Annotated in this window: 15 protein-coding genes; 8 read left to right on the top strand and 7 right to left on the bottom strand. The window is 50.7% G+C overall.

Annotation, left to right across the window (positions count from 1 at the left end; translation table 11 throughout):
- Nucleotides 1–127: 127 nt before the first annotated feature.
- A complete protein-coding gene (locus tag FLT43_RS29375) occupies nt 128–280 on the top strand; it encodes a hypothetical protein (protein WP_164776413.1) in 153 nt (50 codons plus the stop codon).
- 571 nt (nt 281–851) lie between these two features.
- Here the strand turns inward: FLT43_RS29375 and FLT43_RS15905 are convergent.
- Complete coding sequence (locus tag FLT43_RS15905) at nt 852–1,412, bottom strand: GNAT family N-acetyltransferase (protein ID WP_087440438.1); 561 nt, start codon at nt 1,410–1,412, stop codon at nt 852–854.
- Between the two features lie 251 nt (nt 1,413–1,663).
- On the opposite strand from FLT43_RS15905, the gene FLT43_RS15900 reads away from it, so the two are divergent.
- Nucleotides 1,664–2,881 (top strand): multidrug effflux MFS transporter, encoded by a 1,218-nt coding sequence (locus tag FLT43_RS15900; RefSeq protein WP_087440439.1) that lies wholly within the window; start codon nt 1,664–1,666, stop codon nt 2,879–2,881.
- A gap of 55 nt (nt 2,882–2,936) precedes the next feature.
- Here the strand turns inward: FLT43_RS15900 and FLT43_RS15895 are convergent, their stop codons facing one another.
- Together FLT43_RS15895 and FLT43_RS29370 are read right to left on the bottom strand one after the other, a co-directional pair.
- Nucleotides 2,937–4,325 (bottom strand): amidase, encoded by a 1,389-nt coding sequence (locus FLT43_RS15895; protein WP_087440440.1) that lies wholly within the window; start codon nt 4,323–4,325, stop codon nt 2,937–2,939.
- A 277-nt stretch (nt 4,326–4,602) separates the two neighbouring features.
- The gene (locus FLT43_RS29370) at nt 4,603–4,926 is read right to left on the bottom strand and encodes a hypothetical protein (protein WP_087440441.1); all 324 of its coding nucleotides are present in this window, start codon (nt 4,924–4,926) and stop codon (nt 4,603–4,605) included.
- Between the two features lie 129 nt (nt 4,927–5,055).
- Here FLT43_RS29370 and FLT43_RS29365 point away from each other — a divergent pair, with 129 nt between their 5' ends.
- The 6 genes from FLT43_RS29365 (at nt 5,056) to FLT43_RS15870 (ending at nt 11,399) form a co-directional block, all read left to right on the top strand.
- Nucleotides 5,056–5,217 carry a hypothetical protein gene (locus FLT43_RS29365; protein ID WP_164776415.1) on the top strand — a complete coding sequence of 54 codons (162 nt, stop codon included), beginning with the start codon at nt 5,056–5,058 and terminating at the stop codon, nt 5,215–5,217.
- Between the two features lie 95 nt (nt 5,218–5,312).
- Nucleotides 5,313–7,043 carry an ABC transporter ATP-binding protein gene (locus FLT43_RS15890; RefSeq protein ID WP_087440443.1) on the top strand — a complete coding sequence of 577 codons (1,731 nt, stop codon included), beginning with the start codon at nt 5,313–5,315 and terminating at the stop codon, nt 7,041–7,043.
- Nucleotides 7,037–8,878: an ABC transporter ATP-binding protein gene (locus FLT43_RS15885; RefSeq protein WP_087440444.1), complete on the top strand. Its 1,842-nt coding sequence runs from the start codon at nt 7,037–7,039 to the stop codon at nt 8,876–8,878. Before FLT43_RS15890 ends, FLT43_RS15885 begins: the two co-directional genes overlap by 7 nt.
- A gap of 246 nt (nt 8,879–9,124) precedes the next feature.
- Entirely contained in the window at nt 9,125–9,667 is a 543-nt protein-coding gene (locus FLT43_RS15880) for a hypothetical protein (RefSeq protein WP_087440445.1), read from the top strand.
- Between the two features lie 14 nt (nt 9,668–9,681).
- Nucleotides 9,682–10,647, top strand: a complete 966-nt coding sequence (locus FLT43_RS15875) for a hypothetical protein (RefSeq protein WP_087440446.1) — start codon at nt 9,682–9,684, stop codon at nt 10,645–10,647.
- A 26-nt stretch (nt 10,648–10,673) separates the two neighbouring features.
- On the top strand, nt 10,674–11,399 hold the full coding sequence (locus tag FLT43_RS15870; RefSeq protein ID WP_087440447.1) for a hypothetical protein: 726 nt from the start codon (nt 10,674–10,676) through the stop codon (nt 11,397–11,399).
- Nucleotides 11,400–11,564: 165 nt separating this feature from the next.
- Here FLT43_RS15870 and FLT43_RS15865 read toward each other — a convergent pair whose 3' ends face one another.
- The 4 genes from FLT43_RS15865 to FLT43_RS15850 all read right to left on the bottom strand — a co-directional run bounded on the left by FLT43_RS15865 (nt 11,565) and on the right by FLT43_RS15850 (nt 17,267).
- Nucleotides 11,565–12,989: an ABC transporter substrate-binding protein gene (locus FLT43_RS15865; protein ID WP_087440448.1), complete on the bottom strand. Its 1,425-nt coding sequence runs from the start codon at nt 12,987–12,989 to the stop codon at nt 11,565–11,567.
- Nucleotides 12,990–12,993: 4 nt separating this feature from the next.
- The gene (locus tag FLT43_RS15860) at nt 12,994–14,259 is read right to left on the bottom strand and encodes an ABC transporter substrate-binding protein (protein ID WP_244194012.1); all 1,266 of its coding nucleotides are present in this window, start codon (nt 14,257–14,259) and stop codon (nt 12,994–12,996) included.
- A gap of 329 nt (nt 14,260–14,588) precedes the next feature.
- The gene (locus tag FLT43_RS15855) at nt 14,589–16,004 is read right to left on the bottom strand and encodes an ABC transporter substrate-binding protein (RefSeq protein ID WP_087440449.1); all 1,416 of its coding nucleotides are present in this window, start codon (nt 16,002–16,004) and stop codon (nt 14,589–14,591) included.
- Nucleotides 16,005–16,007: 3 nt separating this feature from the next.
- The gene (locus FLT43_RS15850; protein ID WP_244194013.1) at nt 16,008–17,267 is read right to left on the bottom strand and encodes an ABC transporter substrate-binding protein; all 1,260 of its coding nucleotides are present in this window, start codon (nt 17,265–17,267) and stop codon (nt 16,008–16,010) included.
- Nucleotides 17,268–17,293 lie beyond the last annotated feature (26 nt).

Below are 17,293 nucleotides of genomic sequence, written 5' to 3'. Positions count from 1 at the left end.
GGCTGCGTTATTGTGGTTCCCCCGTACGGAAAGCCCTCGAGACTTGTTGTCTCGGGGGCTTTGTTCTTATCGGGCTGAGTGTGGAAGCGGGGAGGAAGGGAGCGGTGGAGTAAGTGGAGGGTGATGGATGACGATGGCGATGGTGATGACTATGACGGCGGGGCGGGCAGGTCAGGGCGGGGAAATCCTGCATTGGTACAGCAATTTACGCGCTATGAGCCGATATTGGCTGAAATTGCTGCAAAAGTCCATTATTTTGGCTGATTATTGCTTTTATTGAAGCGATACGGCCGAAATTCCTGCAGTTTTGCAGGACTCTTTTTAGAGGACGAGACGGGAAACGAAAATCCTGTATTTTTGCAGCTTTGGGGAAGGTGAGCGGTGAGGAGCGGGATGAAAGCAGAAGGTTGGACAAGCAGAACGAGCAAACTGATTAGTTACATTTAGACCAACGAACAATGAGGTACATCGAACAATGGAACCAACAAGTTAGATCGAACAATGGACCAAGCAGCAGAAGGGCAGTCAAGTCAACAAGTTACATCAAACATTCGTCCAGGCAGCAGATGAGCACCCGAATCAACAAGTTACATCGAATAACCGGACAAGCATAGGATGAGCACCCGAATCAACAAGTTAGATTGAACTACCGAACAAATCGGCAGATGAGGGATCCGAACCAACCAGTTAGATCTAACAACCGACCAAGCATCAGATGAGCGATCCGAACCAACAAGTTACAGCGAATAACCGTACAATGAGGCGGATCGAACAACGGAGCAAATCCAACCAATACGCACTCTACTGGCGGACAGGGCAAAGAAAAACACCCTTAGCGGGTGTTCTGCAGGTTATTGCGGGGGAAGCTCCTTCTCGAACAACAGATAGCCCTTCGGGATCTCGCCTTGAAAAGTGTAGCCCGCCGCGCGGTAGAAGGCGTTCAAGGCAGGAACATCCGCCCTGCAGTCCAGGCGGAGCCGCCGCTTGCCCGGGAAGCGGATGCCGGTCTCGACCCAGCGGAGCACCGCATGTCCCAGCTGGCTGCCGGCGAAGATGCGGTCGATCGCCAGGCGATGCAAATAAATGGATTCGCCATGGCCCGCTTCGCCCTGTTCGCCCAGGCTGCTCCATAGCTCCCTGTCCCAGGCGCTCGGCTGCTGAAGCAGGATGACGACGGCGGCCGGATCACTGCCGCGCTTGAAGACAAATACGTCTCCCTTGGCGATGGAGTCCGCCATTCCGTGAACATCAACGCCCTGCAGCAGTTCATTCCATTGCGTCGAGCCTTTGCTGTTCAGCCAGGCGGCAGTGCGGTGCAGCAAGGACATAATTGCTTCGGTATCCGCCGTCTCGGCTTGCGCTGCGTAGATATCGTCCTGAACCCGTTCCTCGGTGATTCGGAATGTTTTCATGTATGGCTCTCCCTCCAATCGTTCTATTCGATATTTTTATTTTTTTCGCCATGCAGCTCCCGGGTTCCTGCTGCTGTTCACGATCGGCTGCAGCGCCCGCCAGAGCGGCCGATAACCGTTCCATTGCCAGACGGGGCTCAAGAATACAATGGATTCTATATGCAAAATATGAAATATTCAAGTCTTGATTCCCTTACAAGTTGTAACTATAATTGTTACAATTGCAATTTTACTGAGAAAGGTTGTCATACATGAATCCTGGAACAAATCTGAATGCTTCCGTGGCGGCCGCTCCGCACAAGCGGAGACTCGCGATCGCGATCGTGCTCGGCTCGATGACGGCGATCGGACCGCTATCGATTGATATGTATTTGCCGTCGCTGCCGATGCTCGCCGCTGATCTGCAGGCAAGTACCTCCTTGACCCAGCTCAGCCTGACCGCGTGCCTGCTTGGCCTGGCGCTCGGCCAATTGGTCATGGGGCCGCTCAGTGATGCGCGGGGCCGCCGCGTTCCTCTGTTGGCGTCCTTGGCGGTGTACGCCATCGTCTCTTTTTTGTGCGCCATCGTTCCTTCGATGTGGGGCTTGATCGCCCTGCGCTTCCTGCAGGGTATGGCCGGCGCGGGCGGGATCGTCATCGCGCGGGCGATGGTGCGCGATCTGTATTCCGGATCGGAGCTGACGAAGTTTTTCTCGCTGCTCATGCTCATTAACGGGCTGGCGCCGATCGCCGCCCCAATCATCGGCAGCCAGCTGCTCAAATATACGTCATGGCACGGCGTGTTCACGGTGCTTGGCGCACTGGGCCTGCTTATGATCGCTGCGGCTTACTTCGGGCTGGCGGAGACCCATCCGCAGGATCGGCGCTCGTCCGGCGGCGTCCGGACGACCTTGTCCACCTTCGGGGGACTTGTCAAGGATAAGGAATTTATGGGATATGCCTGCACGCAGGGACTGGTCTCTGCCGCCATGTTCAGCTATATCTCCGGTTCGCCGTTCGTGCTGCAAAATATTTATGGCGCATCGCCCCAAGCGTTCAGTCTGTTCTTTGCGCTCAACGGGTTCGGCCTTATCGTGGCCACTCAGATTACGGGGCGGCTCGCTGCGCGCTATGGCGAGATGCGGCTGTTCATCGCTGGGCTGTTCCTGTCCTGCGGCGGGGGCCTCGCGCTTCTTGCCGCGATTCTGCTGCACGGGCCGCTCTGGTCGGTTCTGCTTCCGCTTTTCGTGTCGGTATCCAGCACAGGGGTCGTCAATACCGCCGGCTTCTCCCTCGCGATGGAGAACCAGGGCAAGACGGCCGGCAGCGCCTCGGCCATGCTCGGCTTGCTGCCCTTCATCGCTGGCTCGGCGGCTGCGCCGCTCGTCGGTATCGCAGGAAGCGACACGGCCGTGCCGATGGGCATCGTCATCGCCTGCTGCGGGCTTGGGGCGGCCGGCTGCTACCGGCTGCTAATCCGCCGCCATTAATTGCATCCCCGGTCCATCATTGGGCCGGGGATTTGTCGCATACGGGAGATCATGCTCAGAAGCCACAAGTTCCGGAGATGATCTGGTCCCGCTTGACATAATAGCCGCCCAGTTCGCTCTGTTCATACGAATAACCGGTCCGGATCAGGTGATCCTCCCGGTGATGATCGGCGATGAGCTGCAATCCGACCGGAAGCTGCTCCTGCTCTGTAATGCCGCAAGGCAGAGTAAGAGCCGGCATCCCGGTCATATTGAAAATCTCCGTATAACGGGTCATCGCATCGAAGATGTTCTCGGTATAGGAGCCGAACGTGACGGATTCGACCCCGATGCGGCGCGGCGGGATTGGGAGCGTCGGCGTGGCCAGTACGTCGACCTGCTTGAAAATTCGTTTGAACGCCTTCGTATACTCTTCCTTCTTGTGCAGCGCGGTAATGTACTGGAGGGACGTAATCTCGAGCGACGATTCCAGTATCGCGCGCACGTCGGCCCCCATCTCCATCAGACAGCAGGCGATATCGTCGCGGTGGACATATCCGGCTTCGGCTGCGGCAATGGTCAGCCCACATTCCTGGTACCCATATAGGAACGAAGTATCGACATCGACCAGCACGGCGCCGAGCATCCCGAGAGCCGCCAGGGCTGCCTGATACAGCCGCAGTGTCTCTTCCTCGATATGCTCATTGAAAAAATTGATCGGGACGCCAATGCGCATGCCCCGAATATTCGCAATCAGATAGCGGGAGTAGTCCTTGCGGGTGAGCGCGTCCATAATTATCGCCAGATCGTCCATGTTGGCAGCAAGCGGACCGGCATGATCCATTGTCCACGAGACGAAATCAACGCCGGACGTCGGAAGGGTTCCGTAGGTTGGCTTCAGTCCGGCTATGCCGCAGGAAGCGGCCGGAATGCGCACGGAACCGCCGGTATCCGTACCGATGGAGGCGACGGACATATTGCCGGCCACCGCCGCTGCCGAACCGCCGCTGGACCCTCCGGGAGAATATTCGATGTTCCACGGGTTGCGGACCGGTCCATAGTGCGGATTGTTGGATGTGATCCCAAGCGCGAATTCATGCATATTATTTTTGCCCAGCATGATCGCATTCTCCTTGTTCGCCCTGCGGATAACGGCAGCGGTTCGAACGGGAATGAAGCTGCGGTAAATCCCGGAACCGTTCGTCGTACGGACGTCCTTGGTTGCCAGATTGTCTTTATAAGACAGCGGTATCCCGAACAGCATCCCGGCGTTCTTGCCGCGGTTCCATTTCTTCTCCAGACGCTTCGCCTTCCGCAGCGCGTGTTCCTTCGTGACCGTAATATAGGCGTTATATACCGGGTCGCGATTTTTGATTTCCCTTACATATTCACGGGTAATTTCTACAGGAGAAAATTGCTTCTTCTTGTAGCCATCCAATAGCTGCCGAATCGATTTTCGCTTCAAATCTCATCCTCCTCTTCTGGAGATGCTTGCGGGATAACGAGGCTGCGGATCTCACATGCTCTGATAGAGTGAGTGAGAGCCTGTCTTCTTGTATCCTGTCACAGTAATATGCTAGAGAAGAGAGAAGAGTGTGGGGGAGTGGACGGAACCGGGATGGCGGCTTGGAAAAGTTGGCGGCTTCATCGATCTCTATTAGGCATTAGGCGAAGATAAAAAGCGATGTCGAGACACGGAACGGCAGCCCCGGGCAAGGCAAAGGGGCTGTCCCAAAAGCCGTTCACTTCTGCAGTGAGACAGCCCACTCTGCTTCTTGCCGCGGGGCTTGCCGAAAAAACTGTAAACATACAGCATTCCCTTGGGGCGTTCCCTCCATCACAGGAGTTCCTGCAAAACTGCAGGAATTGAAGCCATGGCAGCGGATAGAGAGCAAAAATCGGCGAAAATGATGCACTTTTACAGGATTGGCATCAGATACCAGCTGAACTAGTGAAAATTCCTGCATCTGTGCAGGAATCATCGGCCCCTTTTTAGTTTCTGACGCTTCCTGCTTCGAGGCCTGTCCAAAGTCAGCCTCGAGGTCAGGCGGCTTTCTCTTGCCCATAATTTGCTCAAGCGGGCAGTAAAAACTACTTTTGATACAGCCTCAAGTGAAAATCTACCCAATCATATGAAATCCTTCACATATGGTCGAGCTAGATTCCCAATCTATGCTAGAATGAGTTAAACCTTAGTGTACAACAATGTGCCCGGACACGGCTGTGCGGCATGCGGGCATCATCCTGCGCGCCGGGATAGCGGCTTCATCGGGATCGGAAGGCGATGGCAAGCCCTCGGAGAAGGCCTGTCAGCTGCTGCGATGGAAGCGCTTCGCCGGCAGACGGGATACCGATAATCGATTTATCTCCGGGCGAGGGACCGGTTCAGGACTGCCTTGCGCACTGCGCAGCACATGACGGTTCCGCCCCGGCTTCGGGAAGGAGAGTGTGAATGAGGAAAATACTATCATTTCTGCGGCCCTACAGGGGCCCGTTGAGCTTCGCGCTGGCGCTCATGCTGGTAGAGCTGATCGTGGATCTATGGCTCCCGCTGCTCATGGCTCGAATTATTAATGAAGGGATTGTCGCTCAACATCTTCCCGCGGTTATGCAGTGGGGAGGACTGATGGTCGGCTTGGCGTTGTTCGGCTTCGTATGCGGCATCGTCAACTCGTACTATGCGGCGCATGTCAGCCAGAACTTCGGCCATGACATCCGGAAGTACCTGTTCAAGAAGATTCAGTCCTTCTCGTTTGCCAATTTCAGCCGCTTCCCGACGGCGACGCTGATTACGCGGGTGACGTCGGACGTGAATACGATGCAGAACGTCGTGTTCATGAGCTTGCGTATCATGATGAGGGCGCCGCTGATGATGATTGGCGGCCTCGTGATGGCGCTGCTGGTCAACTTCAGGCTGGCGCTGATTCTGGCCGTCATCACGCCGGTGCTGTTCATCTTGCTCGTCTGGCTGATGAACAAGGCGTTCCTGCTGTTCCGTTCGGTGCAGGACCGTCTGGACCGGGTAAATGGGGTGTTGCGGGAGAACCTGTTCGGCATGCGGCTCATCAAGGCGTTCGTGCGCGACCAGCATGAAGTCGAACGGTTCGAGGAGGCGAACGGGCAGTTGATGGATCGGACGGTCGCTGCGCTGCGCCTGATTGAGTTCACGGTCCCGCTCCTTCTGCTGCTGATGAACGGCAGTATTCTTTTTGTCCTGTGGTATGGCGGGCTGGGCGTACAGATCGGCAGCACCGACCTCGGCGAAGTCGTGGCGATCGTCAATTATACGACACGGATTACGGGAGCACTGTCGATGGTCTCCATGATTATGATGAATCTGTCGCGCGCCAAGGCGTCCGCCCAGCGGATAGCCGAGGTGCTGCAGAGCGAGGTGGACGTGACGGATGCGGCCGATGCCGATCCGGATGCGGCGATAAGCGAAGGCCGCGTGGAATTCCAGCGCGTCACCTTCCGCTATCCGGATACCGAGGCCCCGGTGCTGCAGGACGTATCGTTCACGGTGCGGCCGGACGAGACGGTAGCGATCATGGGAGCGACCGGCTCCGGGAAATCATCCCTGTTCCAGCTGATTCCCCGGCTGTACGATGTCAGTGGGGGACGCGTCCTGCTAGACGGGATGGATGTTCGCTCCATGACGATGGAGCCGCTCCGCCGCCACATCGGTTATGTGCCGCAGGAGGTCATGCTGTTCAGCGGCACGGTGCGGGACAATATCCGCTGGGGCAAGCAGGATGCCGCCGATGAGGAGGTCATGGAGGCGGCGCAGCGCGCCCAGATTCATGAGACGATTATGAAGCTTCCCCGCCAATATGACACGATGCTCGGGCAGAAGGGGATCAATCTGTCCGGCGGACAGAAGCAGCGGCTGTCGATTGCCCGGGCGCTGATCCGGAAGCCGAAGCTGCTCCTGCTGGATGACAGCACGAGCGCGCTGGATGTGAAGACCGAGGCCCGGCTGCTGGAGGCATTGGGGGCCAATCCTTGCACGACATTGATTATTACGCAGAAAATCAGCACCGCCCTCCAGGCGGATGCCGTTATTCTCATCGATGACGGACGCATATTGGATCAGGGAAGCCATGACGAGCTAATGCGCCGCAGCGAACTGTACAGGCGCATCGTGCAGTCCCAGTTCGAGCGAGGGGAGGGGATTCCATGCTGAGGCTGAAGCTGCCGGAGAAGCCCGGCATAGCTGCTGCCGACCGGGCCGGAGTCGGAGCGGCGGCCGGCGGCCCTTCGAAGAAGAAGCCGCGGGCCAAGGACTGGTCAGGCACGCTGATCCGCATATGGCGTTACATGTCCGGCCACACAGGAATGCTGGCCCTTATTTTCCTTATGGTAGTGCTGACGTCCGGGCTTGGCTTGATCGGTCCCTTCCTGGTCGGGTATGCGATCGACCATTATATCAAGACGCAGGAAGGCGGCAACTTCTTGCTGATCCTCGTCCTGCTCGGCGTCGTGTACTTGCTGTATTCGGCCGCTCTCTTCCTGCAGAACTACTGGATGATCGGCGTAGCGCAGAAGGCGGTCTACGCCATGCGCTCCGATCTGTTCGGGAAGCTCCATACGCTGCCGGTGCAGTTCTATACGAAGCGGCAGCATGGCGAGCTGATGAGCCGGATTACGAACGATATCGACAATGTGAGCCAGACGCTGAACAGTTCGTTCATTCAGCTGTCCTCCAGCATTTTGACCTTCGTCGGCATGCTGACGATAATGCTGTGGCTGAGTCCGCTGCTGACGCTGATCACGTTGACGATCGTGCCGCTTATGTTCCTCGGCATGAGATGGATTACGCGGCGGACCGGACGGTTCTTCAAGGAGCAGCAGCGCAACCTCGGGGATATAAACGGGTTCATCGAGGAGACGTTCTCGGGGCAGAAGATCGTGAAGAGCTTCTCGCAGGAGCAGAAGGTCATTCAGGAGTTCGCCGAGAAGAGCGAACGGTTGAAGGCTTCCGGGTATTGGGCTCAGACGTATTCGGGCTTCATTCCGAAGCTGATGAACGTGCTGAACAATATGAGCTTCGCCATCATCGCGGGAGCGGGCGGCGTGCTGGCGCTCCATGGGCTCGTCTCGATCGGGGTCATCGTGATCTTCTCCGAGTACTCGCGGCAATTCACCCGGCCGTTGAATGATCTGGCGAACCAGTTCAATACGTTCCTGTCCGCCATTGCCGGGGCCGAGCGGGTATTTGAAGTGCTGGAGGAGCGCGAGGAGGGGCAGGATGAGCGGGATGCGATCCGGCTGGAGCGGGTGCGCGGGGAGATCGAGTTCGTGGATGTCTCGTTCGCCTACGAGAAGGACGGGCGCACCTTAAGGGACGTCTCCTTCCGGGCGGAGCCCGGCCAGGCGATTGCCCTGGTCGGGCCGACCGGAGCGGGCAAGACGACGGTTACCCAACTGCTCAGCCGTTTCTATGACTATGACAGCGGTCAGATCTATCTCGACGGCGTTGAGCTATCCGCCATAGACCGCAAAAATCTGCGCAGCCATATGGGCTTCGTACTGCAGGATTCCTTCCTGTTCCAGGGCACCATTCGCGACAATATCCGTTATGGGCGGCTGAATGCCACCGATGAGGAGGTTGAGCAGGCCGCGCGGCTGGCGAATGCCCATTCATTCATTATGAAGCTGCCGCAGGGGTACGAGACGGAGCTGAGCCAGGACGGCAGCGGCATCAGCCAGGGCCAGAAGCAGCTGCTGTCAATCGCGCGGGCGGTGCTGGGGGATCCGGCGATTCTCATCCTGGACGAAGCGACCAGCAGCATCGACACGATTACGGAGATGAAGATACAGGAAGCGCTGTACCGGCTGATGGAGGGTCGAACGAGCATCATCATCGCGCACCGCCTCAATACGATTCAGCAGGCAGACTGCATCCTCGTGCTGGAGGACGGGCGCATCATCGAGCAGGGAAGCCACGAGTCGCTGCTGCGGCAGCAGGGCTTCTATCACGGCTTGGTGCAGAGCCAGTTCCGGCGGCAATCGGGATAGTAGACGCTGCGCCGGGTGACAGGATTCACATCCGGTGCAGGCATTTCCTGAAATGGATTGATCCAAATCGGGTGAATTTTTGTTATTCTTTTTTCTTTGAAGTGATCGCCAATTCGTTCTTTTTTTCATACTGTAATAATAATGATAAATATTATAATGAATTAAAAAAATGGGAAAAGTTGTTGAAAACTTTCCATGATGATGGTAAGGTAAAGGCGGATAGAGAAATGGAGGTCATTTAAATAAATGAATCGTAAGTTAGTGATCTGTCTGGCTTTGATTTTGTTAATCCTTCTTATTATTACGCTTGTTGATTATTTTGGAAGAGATAAATATGAAGTGATAACAAAATCACAGATAGAACATATTGTAGCTACAGAGGGAATCACCGTATTGGCGGAGGAACGGTTAAATGAGCGGAATAAACCTGCCGCTCTTATCTTTTATGAGAAGGAAATCTATATCGGTTCCTATAGTGTTTTCAACAGAAACGGAAAAATCGAGTATGCGAAGACGTTGACCACACATAAAAGAAGGGAAAAGCCGGTAGAGGTGCTTGGCGCAGACGGGGGATACTCCTATGTTATGCTCAGAGTAAATGATAAAAGTATCCAAGAAAAAATGAAAAGAATAGTAGTTACATTTGGCAATAAAGAGGTCATTAAAGACACAAGTCCAAATCAATTCAGTTACATTATTGTACACGATGAGGATACTCATGGCATTAGCTTACAAACAAACATTACTATATATGGAGAAAAAGATGAAATACTATATAATTGGGATTAAGAGGTTGTTCGATTATGAAAAGAAAGATAACATTTCTTATGGTTATATTTTTTTCGTTGGGAATTATCATCTTCTTTTCAAACTATAAACAAGTAAATAACGGTAACGCAAATTCAGATTTAATCAAAATCGATTTATATGATTTTTTTTATACTACTCAGGCGATTAGTAAAATTGGTAATCAAGAACTTGACAAATCATATGCTGATTTATTAAAAAATTATGATGTCGAGCAATTTTTTTACGATGGAAATAACGGAGCTCTATATGATTTATGGTTATATACTCATTCAGTTGAAGCCAATAAATTAGCTAGCAAGAAGGCATCGAATATCATTAGGTTTGTTAATTCTTTGCAATCTAATGACGGTTACTTTCTATTATATAATACTCAAGATAAAAATATGAAGGAGACAAATTATTTATTAAGTACAAAAATGGCGACGGATATTTACCGACAATTTGGTCATAGCATTCCAAATAAAAATAAAATAGAGCAATGGTTAAATAGTTTACTTCAAAATATAAAAAAAGAAGAGAATGAAGATTTTATTTCATTGGGAAGTATAATATATTTGGCTAAAGAAATTGAACATAATATATACATAGATGATTATAAACCAGAAAATTATTCAAATTATGCTCGATTTATAAATCACCTACTAGCTTTATACAATGAGGAACAAGAAAGCACTGAAAAGTACGACACTGCTTTAAAATTAAATAATCTATTTGAAAACAACCCTTTTATTATCGAAAAAAATAAAGTTTCTAGATATATAAAATCCATCCAACTAGAGAACGGCTCCTTTCCTCTTTATGGTGTCACACCTGTGCCTGATACACTCACAACCTTCCTAGTAGTTAATTTGTTAAAAGAACTTGACATTACCTTTCCTAAAAAAGATTCCCTAAAAAACTACCTTGAAAATACTCAAAAAAATAGTATTTATGGTATCAATTTAAAAATTGATATATAAAATAATCTAGGGAGGTTGTTTTAAAGGTGAAAAAGGTATTTGTAGTTGTTTTGGCTTGTCTTCTGTTTCTAGGAAGCTCGAATGTAGGTTTTGCAGCAGATGAGGCCACCGAAAAAAAACCACTTCAAAAAATTAACACAACAGAGTACAAAGTAAATGATGATGTTTTTGAACTAATAACCTGGAAAGACGAACATGGAAGCAAAGTTTATACAGTCCCTACAAAAGTTAAGAATAAATTGGCTGTAGCAGAGTATGTTAATAATATTATAGAAAAAGAGAATAATAAGGAAAAAATACTCCCGCTCGGGGTCACATATCCGTGGACTAGGAATATATCCGGGTCATCCACAGATTCTCGGATAAACTGGAAAATAAGTGGATATAACGAGGTGGCGTATTTCTACCCTATAACAGAAAATACAATGGTAGTACAAGCTGGATTAATAAGTACTCATTATACGGGTCCTGGTAATCCTGATCAAATAGTTGTATCGTATAGCTATACATTTAAAGGTCTGGGGATTTCACTTTCGTATCCGCCTGAGCTCACCAAGGAAGAAACAAAAATTAGTTGGACATCTCGCCCCGTATTAAATGAATGGTACGTTGCAACAGATTCACTGAGGGCTGAAGCCGGTTCAAGAGTTCATATGGACGGTGTAGAAATAGAGACCTCTTCTGATGTCTATAAAGGTTCGTATATTTATCGGCCGCGCGTTAGTGAATATATCTCCTGGACGGAACGGTAATTTTTTTCTCACTTATAATTGATTTCTCGCAATAATTCTCCTTAGTTAAGGAACCAGCAATTGAACCAACATAATTTAATGCTGTCCGAGGTTGCTCCAAGTGAATCGTGCCGCAGCCGCGAACAAGCCCGATGCGATCCAGCACCGGGCTTGTTCCAATAGAGACTAATGAACCCCGTTGATCTCTTTCGTCCGGGCATTGAAGGAATCAAGCTCCGCCTGGCCTCGTGTCTGAATCTTCTGTACGGCCTGATCGACACTCTGCTTGTCCGCTGCGATCGATTCGAGTTCTTCCCTTACGATCTCCCCGAACGATTCCCGGAATTCATAGGGGACTTGGCGGATTTGCCGCAGTTCTTCTCCGCTCTGCGGTTTGACTTTATAGAATGCTTCAATCTCTTCAGGGTCGAAAAGGTCGAAGCGCTCCTTATTATATGCGATACGCGCCAGCAGATTACCCTCTCCTCTGGTACGAGATCGCCCCTTTGCCCATTCGTCGCTGTTGATGAACTTCACAAGTTCCCAGGCTGCTGCCTTGGCGGTAGAGTCGGCCCCAATGCCGTACGTTTCAAACACAGAGATCTCGTTCGCGGATTGCGGATTTACGGGATCGATCGGAACCGGCACCATTCCCCAACGCAGCAGCTCTTGCGGGGGAATTGACATTCTCCTGAATTTGTTCATATTTTGCAAGTCCTTCGCTGTAGAATCGCCCGAGACGACCATGGCGGCTCTGCCCGATACGAACAGATCATCGTCCAGGGTTATGCCTTGACCAGCCGTCAGCTTTTCAGGAAAATAAACAGAATTGGAGGTCATGCTCCACACCGTTAGCTTCGTTATCCGCCGCCAACCGTCCGAGTCGAACAGCAACCGTTTCCCTGAAGCATCGATCAATGCGATCTGCTCGGTCTTGGCGATGCGCTCCATGAACGAATAGATGGAATCATAGCTACTCAATCCCTGATCAAACCCGTATATCCGCTCTTCTGGGGAACCATCGACCGGAAAGCGCGCAGCTAGATCAAGCACTTGTTCCCAGGTCATCTTCTCCTGGGGCGGCGTAACCCCATACTGCTCAAATAAGTCTTTGTTGTAGTATAAGGCAGAACTTGTGAATGTTGGGGACAGTCCGTATAGCGTTCCGTGGCCCTTCATTTTAATCGCGTCGATAACTGGGGGATAAATCCCGTCCAGCGAAAAACTGTCCCGTTTCATCCATGGCGCCAAATCAATGAGCTGACCCGCAGCCGATACCGCTTCGAGTCTGAAGCCGCCACCAATTCTTAGAACATCAGGCCGTTCTTTCTCGATATAGGCAAGCAATGTCTCTTCATATTCTTCTGCTGTTAAATCGGGGAGATACTGCGGATTCTCGACGAAGCGAAAGTCCACATTCGGATATTTGAGTTGAAACTCCTTGCCGAACCGATTATAGAAGTTTTCCTCTCCCCACTCGTACATAATTTTTAAGCTAACGGGCTGGTTCGGATCGAAGGGCTCGGTTTCCTTGTCGGCACAGCCTTGCAGCAGCAGGATCAAGCCAAGGAGCAGCCATGCGATGTTCGGTGCGCGAAGCCGATCTTTCATGGACTTATTTTCCCTTCTTGGCCCATGCTTTATCTAGTTCTGATTGTGCTTTCTTTTGAAGACTGGCTAACATGGAATCAAGGCTCTGTGTGCCCTTCAAGACGGATGTGAATGCTGCGCTCCCTTCTTTAGAGACAAATTCGCTAATATCGGGACTGTTCGAATCATATTTCTCTTTGACCGGAGCTAACTTGTAGAGGCCGCTAAGATCGACTTTATTGCCCCACTTCTTGCAGCATTCGTTGGTCGGCAATCCCGACAAAAATTCGCCATCCTTTACATACCCTTTGGTAAAATCCTCACTGTGGATGAATTCAATGAACTTCCAAGCCGCATCCGCATGTTTCGATTCGGTGCTAATGCCGAACATTTCAAATGCTCCGACTGCCGAACTTATCGGACGAGCAGGATTCACCGGCTCCGACATAACTCCCCATTCGAATTTAATGTTATCCAGCTTAATCCTGCGAATAAGGAATGTATCCTGTACCGTCATGGCAGCGTCGCCTGCTAGAAAGGCATCTTGTTCCGTCGTAATTGCTTCTTTTTTGGCAGCTTTGAGCACCATGTCGAAGATCGATTTCCATTCTTTGGTGTTGAACGTTATGTTCTTCCCGCCCTTGCTCTTATCCTGATATGTCAGGTTATAGGAGCCTGCGATAGCATAGGCTGCCAAAGAGAATAAGTCATTGTTATATTGAAATCCTGGAGAGCCGGCTTTCTCCTTGAATTCCGCGGCTAACTTCATCACTTCCGCCCAACTCATTTCGTTCTTCGGGTACTTGATCTTGTATTTATCGAATAGGGTTTTGTTGTAAAATAGGCCCTTCGCCATAAATGTCGGCGAAAGCGTGTAGAGTTTTCCATTTACTTTCATGGAATTCACAATATTTTGATTCAGATTGGCCAGCTTGATGGATTTGGATTGGGCAATATACGGTTCCAAATCGACGAGTCTGCCTTCAGCCACATTTTTCTCCAAGCTAAACTGATCAGATACCAGCAGATCCGGCTTTTCTTTATCCTCCAGCTTACGTAGATCATCACCCCAAAGCAGTGATTTCCCCTTTTGTGTCGGGATGACCTTAATTTGAATATTCGGATATTTGGCTGTAAATGCATTTCCGAACCTCTTGTCAAAAAAATCTTGGGATAAGTCCAACACCTTCAAGGTCACTTTCTCGCTGGCCGCTTCCGCATGGACAGGGAGCATGAGCAGAAGAACGCTGCAAATTAGCGTCCATGTCATCAGCTTTCTTTTCAATTCCATTTCCTCCTTCTCATTGTATAAAAGCAAGCAACCACGATAAGGTAGCATACATCAGCAGAAGGACGCTGCAAATTAGCGTCCATGCCATCAGCTTTGTTTTCAATTCCAACTCCTCCCTCTCATTGTATAAAAGCAAGCAACCACGTTAAGGTAGCATACACATTGTCCTGCCCGGTAGGGTCAAAATGTCCTGAAGGTTGGGAGTTTTTAGAAAATCATGCCTGGTACGGGAAAGCATGAACAAAATCGTAGCCTCGCAAGAGGAACAGAGAAGACGTACACGCGAACAAGCCCGATGCGAATCCGCACCGGGCTTGTTCCAATAGAGATTAATGAACCCCGTTATTCTCTTCCGTCCGGGCATTGAAGGAATCAAGCTCCGCCTGGCCTCGTTGCTGAATCTTCTGTACGGCCTGATCAACATCCTGCTTGTCCGTTGCGATCGATTCGAGTTCTTCCCTTACGATATCTGCGAACGATGTCTGGAATTCAGGCGGAACTTGGCGGATTTGACGCAGTTCTTCTCCGCTCTGCGGTTTGACTGAATAGAATACCTCAATATCTTCATGATTGAAGCGGTCTTTATTATATGCGGTACGCGCCAGCAGATTCCCCCCGCCTCTGGTACGAGATTGAGCTTTTGCCCATTCGTCGCCGTTGATGAACTTCACAAGTTCCCAGGCTGCTGCCTTGGCGGTAGAGTCGGCCCCAATGCCGTACGTTTCAAACACATAGATCTCGTTCGCGGATTGCGGGTTTACGGGATCGATCGGAACCGGCACCATTCCCCAACGCAGTGGCTCCTGCGGGGAAGGTGAAGCTTGCATGATGTGGTTCTTGGATTCCAAGGAACCCATTCTATAATCGCCCGAGACGATCATGGCGGCTCTGCCCGATACGAACAGATCATCGTCCGGCGTCATGCTTTGACCAACCGTCAGCCTTTCAGGAAAATAAACAGCATTGGAGGTCATGCTCCGCACCGTTAGCTTCGTTATCCGCCGCCAGCTGTCCGAGTCGAACAGCAATCGTGTCCCTGAAGCATCGATCAATGCGATCTGCTCGGTCTGGGCAATGCGATTCATGAGGCCAAATATAGAATCTTCGTTAGCGAATTCCTCAGTGAACCCGTATATCCGTTCTTCCGGGGAACCTTCAACCGGGAAGCGTGCAGCTAAATCAAGCAGTTGTTCCCAGGTCATCTTATCCTGGGGAGGCGTAACCCCGTACTGCTCAAATAAGTCCTTGTTGTAGTATACGGCCGAGCTTACGAATGTGGGGGACAGTCCGTACATCGTTCCATGGCCCTGCATTTGAATCGCATGGAGAACTGGGGGATAAATCCCGTCCAGCGAAAAATTGTCCCGTTTCATCCATGGTCCCAAATCAATGAGCTTACCCGCAGCCGCCACCGCTTCTAAATCTCCGCCGCCACCGATTCTGAGAACATCAGGCCGTTCCTTCGCGATATGGGCAAGCAATGCCTGTTTATTCTCTTCGGCTGTTAAATCGGTGTGATACTCCGGATTCTCGACGAAGCGAAAGTCCACATTCGGATACTTCAGTTGAAACTCCTTGCCGAACCGATTATAGAAGTCCTCCTCTCCCCAAGCGTACATGACTTTTAAGGTAACGGGCTGTTTCGGATCGAAGGGCTCGGTTTCCTTGTTGGCACAGCCTTGCAGCAGCAGGATCAAGCCGAGGAGCAGCCATGCGATGTTCGGTCTGCGAAGCAGATCTTTCATGGTTTATTTTCCTTTCTTGGCCCATGCTTTATCTAGTTCTGACTGTGCTTTCTTTTGAAGACTGTCTAACATGGAATCAAGGCTCTGTGTGCCCTTCAAGACGGATGTGAATGCTGCGCTCCCTTCTTTAGAGACAAATTCGCTAATATCGGGAATGTTCGGATCATATTTCTCTTTGACCGGTGCCAACCGGTAGAGGCCGCTAAGATCGACTTTATTGTCCCACTTCTTGCAGCATTCGTTGGTCGGCAATCCACTCCCCAATTCGCCATCCTTCATGTACCCTTTGGCAAAATCATCACTGTTGACGAACTCAATGAACTTCCAAGCCGCATCCGCATGTTTCGACTCGGTGCTAATGCCGAACATATTATTTGCTCCGTATGCCGAACTTATCGGATGAGCGGGATTCACCGGCTCCGACACAACTCCCCATTCGAATTTGATCTTTTCCATCTTAAACCCGACAAAAAAAAGTGGGCCCCCTACCGTCATGGCAGCGTCGCCTGCTAGAAAAGCCTTATTTTTCGTGGTAATTGCCTCTTTCTTGGCAGCTTTGACCACCATGTCGAAGATCGATTTCCATTCCTTGGTATTTATCGTAATGTTCTTGCCGCCCTTGTTCTTATCCTGAAATCTCAGGTTATACGAGCCTGCGATATCAGAGGCTGCCAAAGAGAATAAGTCATTGTTATATTGAAATCCGGGAGAGCCGGCTTTCTGCTTGAATTCCGCGGCTAACTTCATCACTTCCGCCCAACTCATTTCGTTCTTCGGGTACTTGATCTTATATTTATCGAATAGGGTTTTGTTATAAAATAGGCCCTTCACCATAAATGTCGGCGAAAGCGTGTAGAGTTTTCCATTTACTTTCATGGAATTCACAATATTTTGATTCAAATTGGCCAGCTTAATGGATTTGGATTGGGCAATATACGGATCTAAATCGACGAGCTTGCCTTCGGCCACATATTTGTCCAAGTTATATGCAGATAGGCTTTCCGACGACAGCAGATCCGGCTTTTCCTTATCCTCCAGCTTACGTATTTCATCAAGATTCTTATGTTTCTGTGTCGGGATGACCTTGAATTGAATATTCGGGTATTTGGCCGTAAATGCATCCCCGAAATTTTTGTTAAAATCCTCCTGGGTATAGGCCAACACCTTCAAGGTCACTTTCTCGCTGGCCGCTTCCGCATGGACAGGGAGCATGAGCAGAAGAACGCTGCAAATTAGCGTCCATGTCATCAGCTTTCTTTTCAATTCCAAACTCCTCCTTCTCATTGTAA

Origin of the sequence: Paenibacillus thiaminolyticus (assembly GCF_007066085.1) — a bacterium.
Taxonomy (GTDB): domain Bacteria; phylum Bacillota; class Bacilli; order Paenibacillales; family Paenibacillaceae; genus Paenibacillus_B; species Paenibacillus_B thiaminolyticus.
The sequence above is the reverse complement of the archived record's forward strand: the minus strand, read 5'-3'. Positions and strand labels throughout refer to the sequence as shown.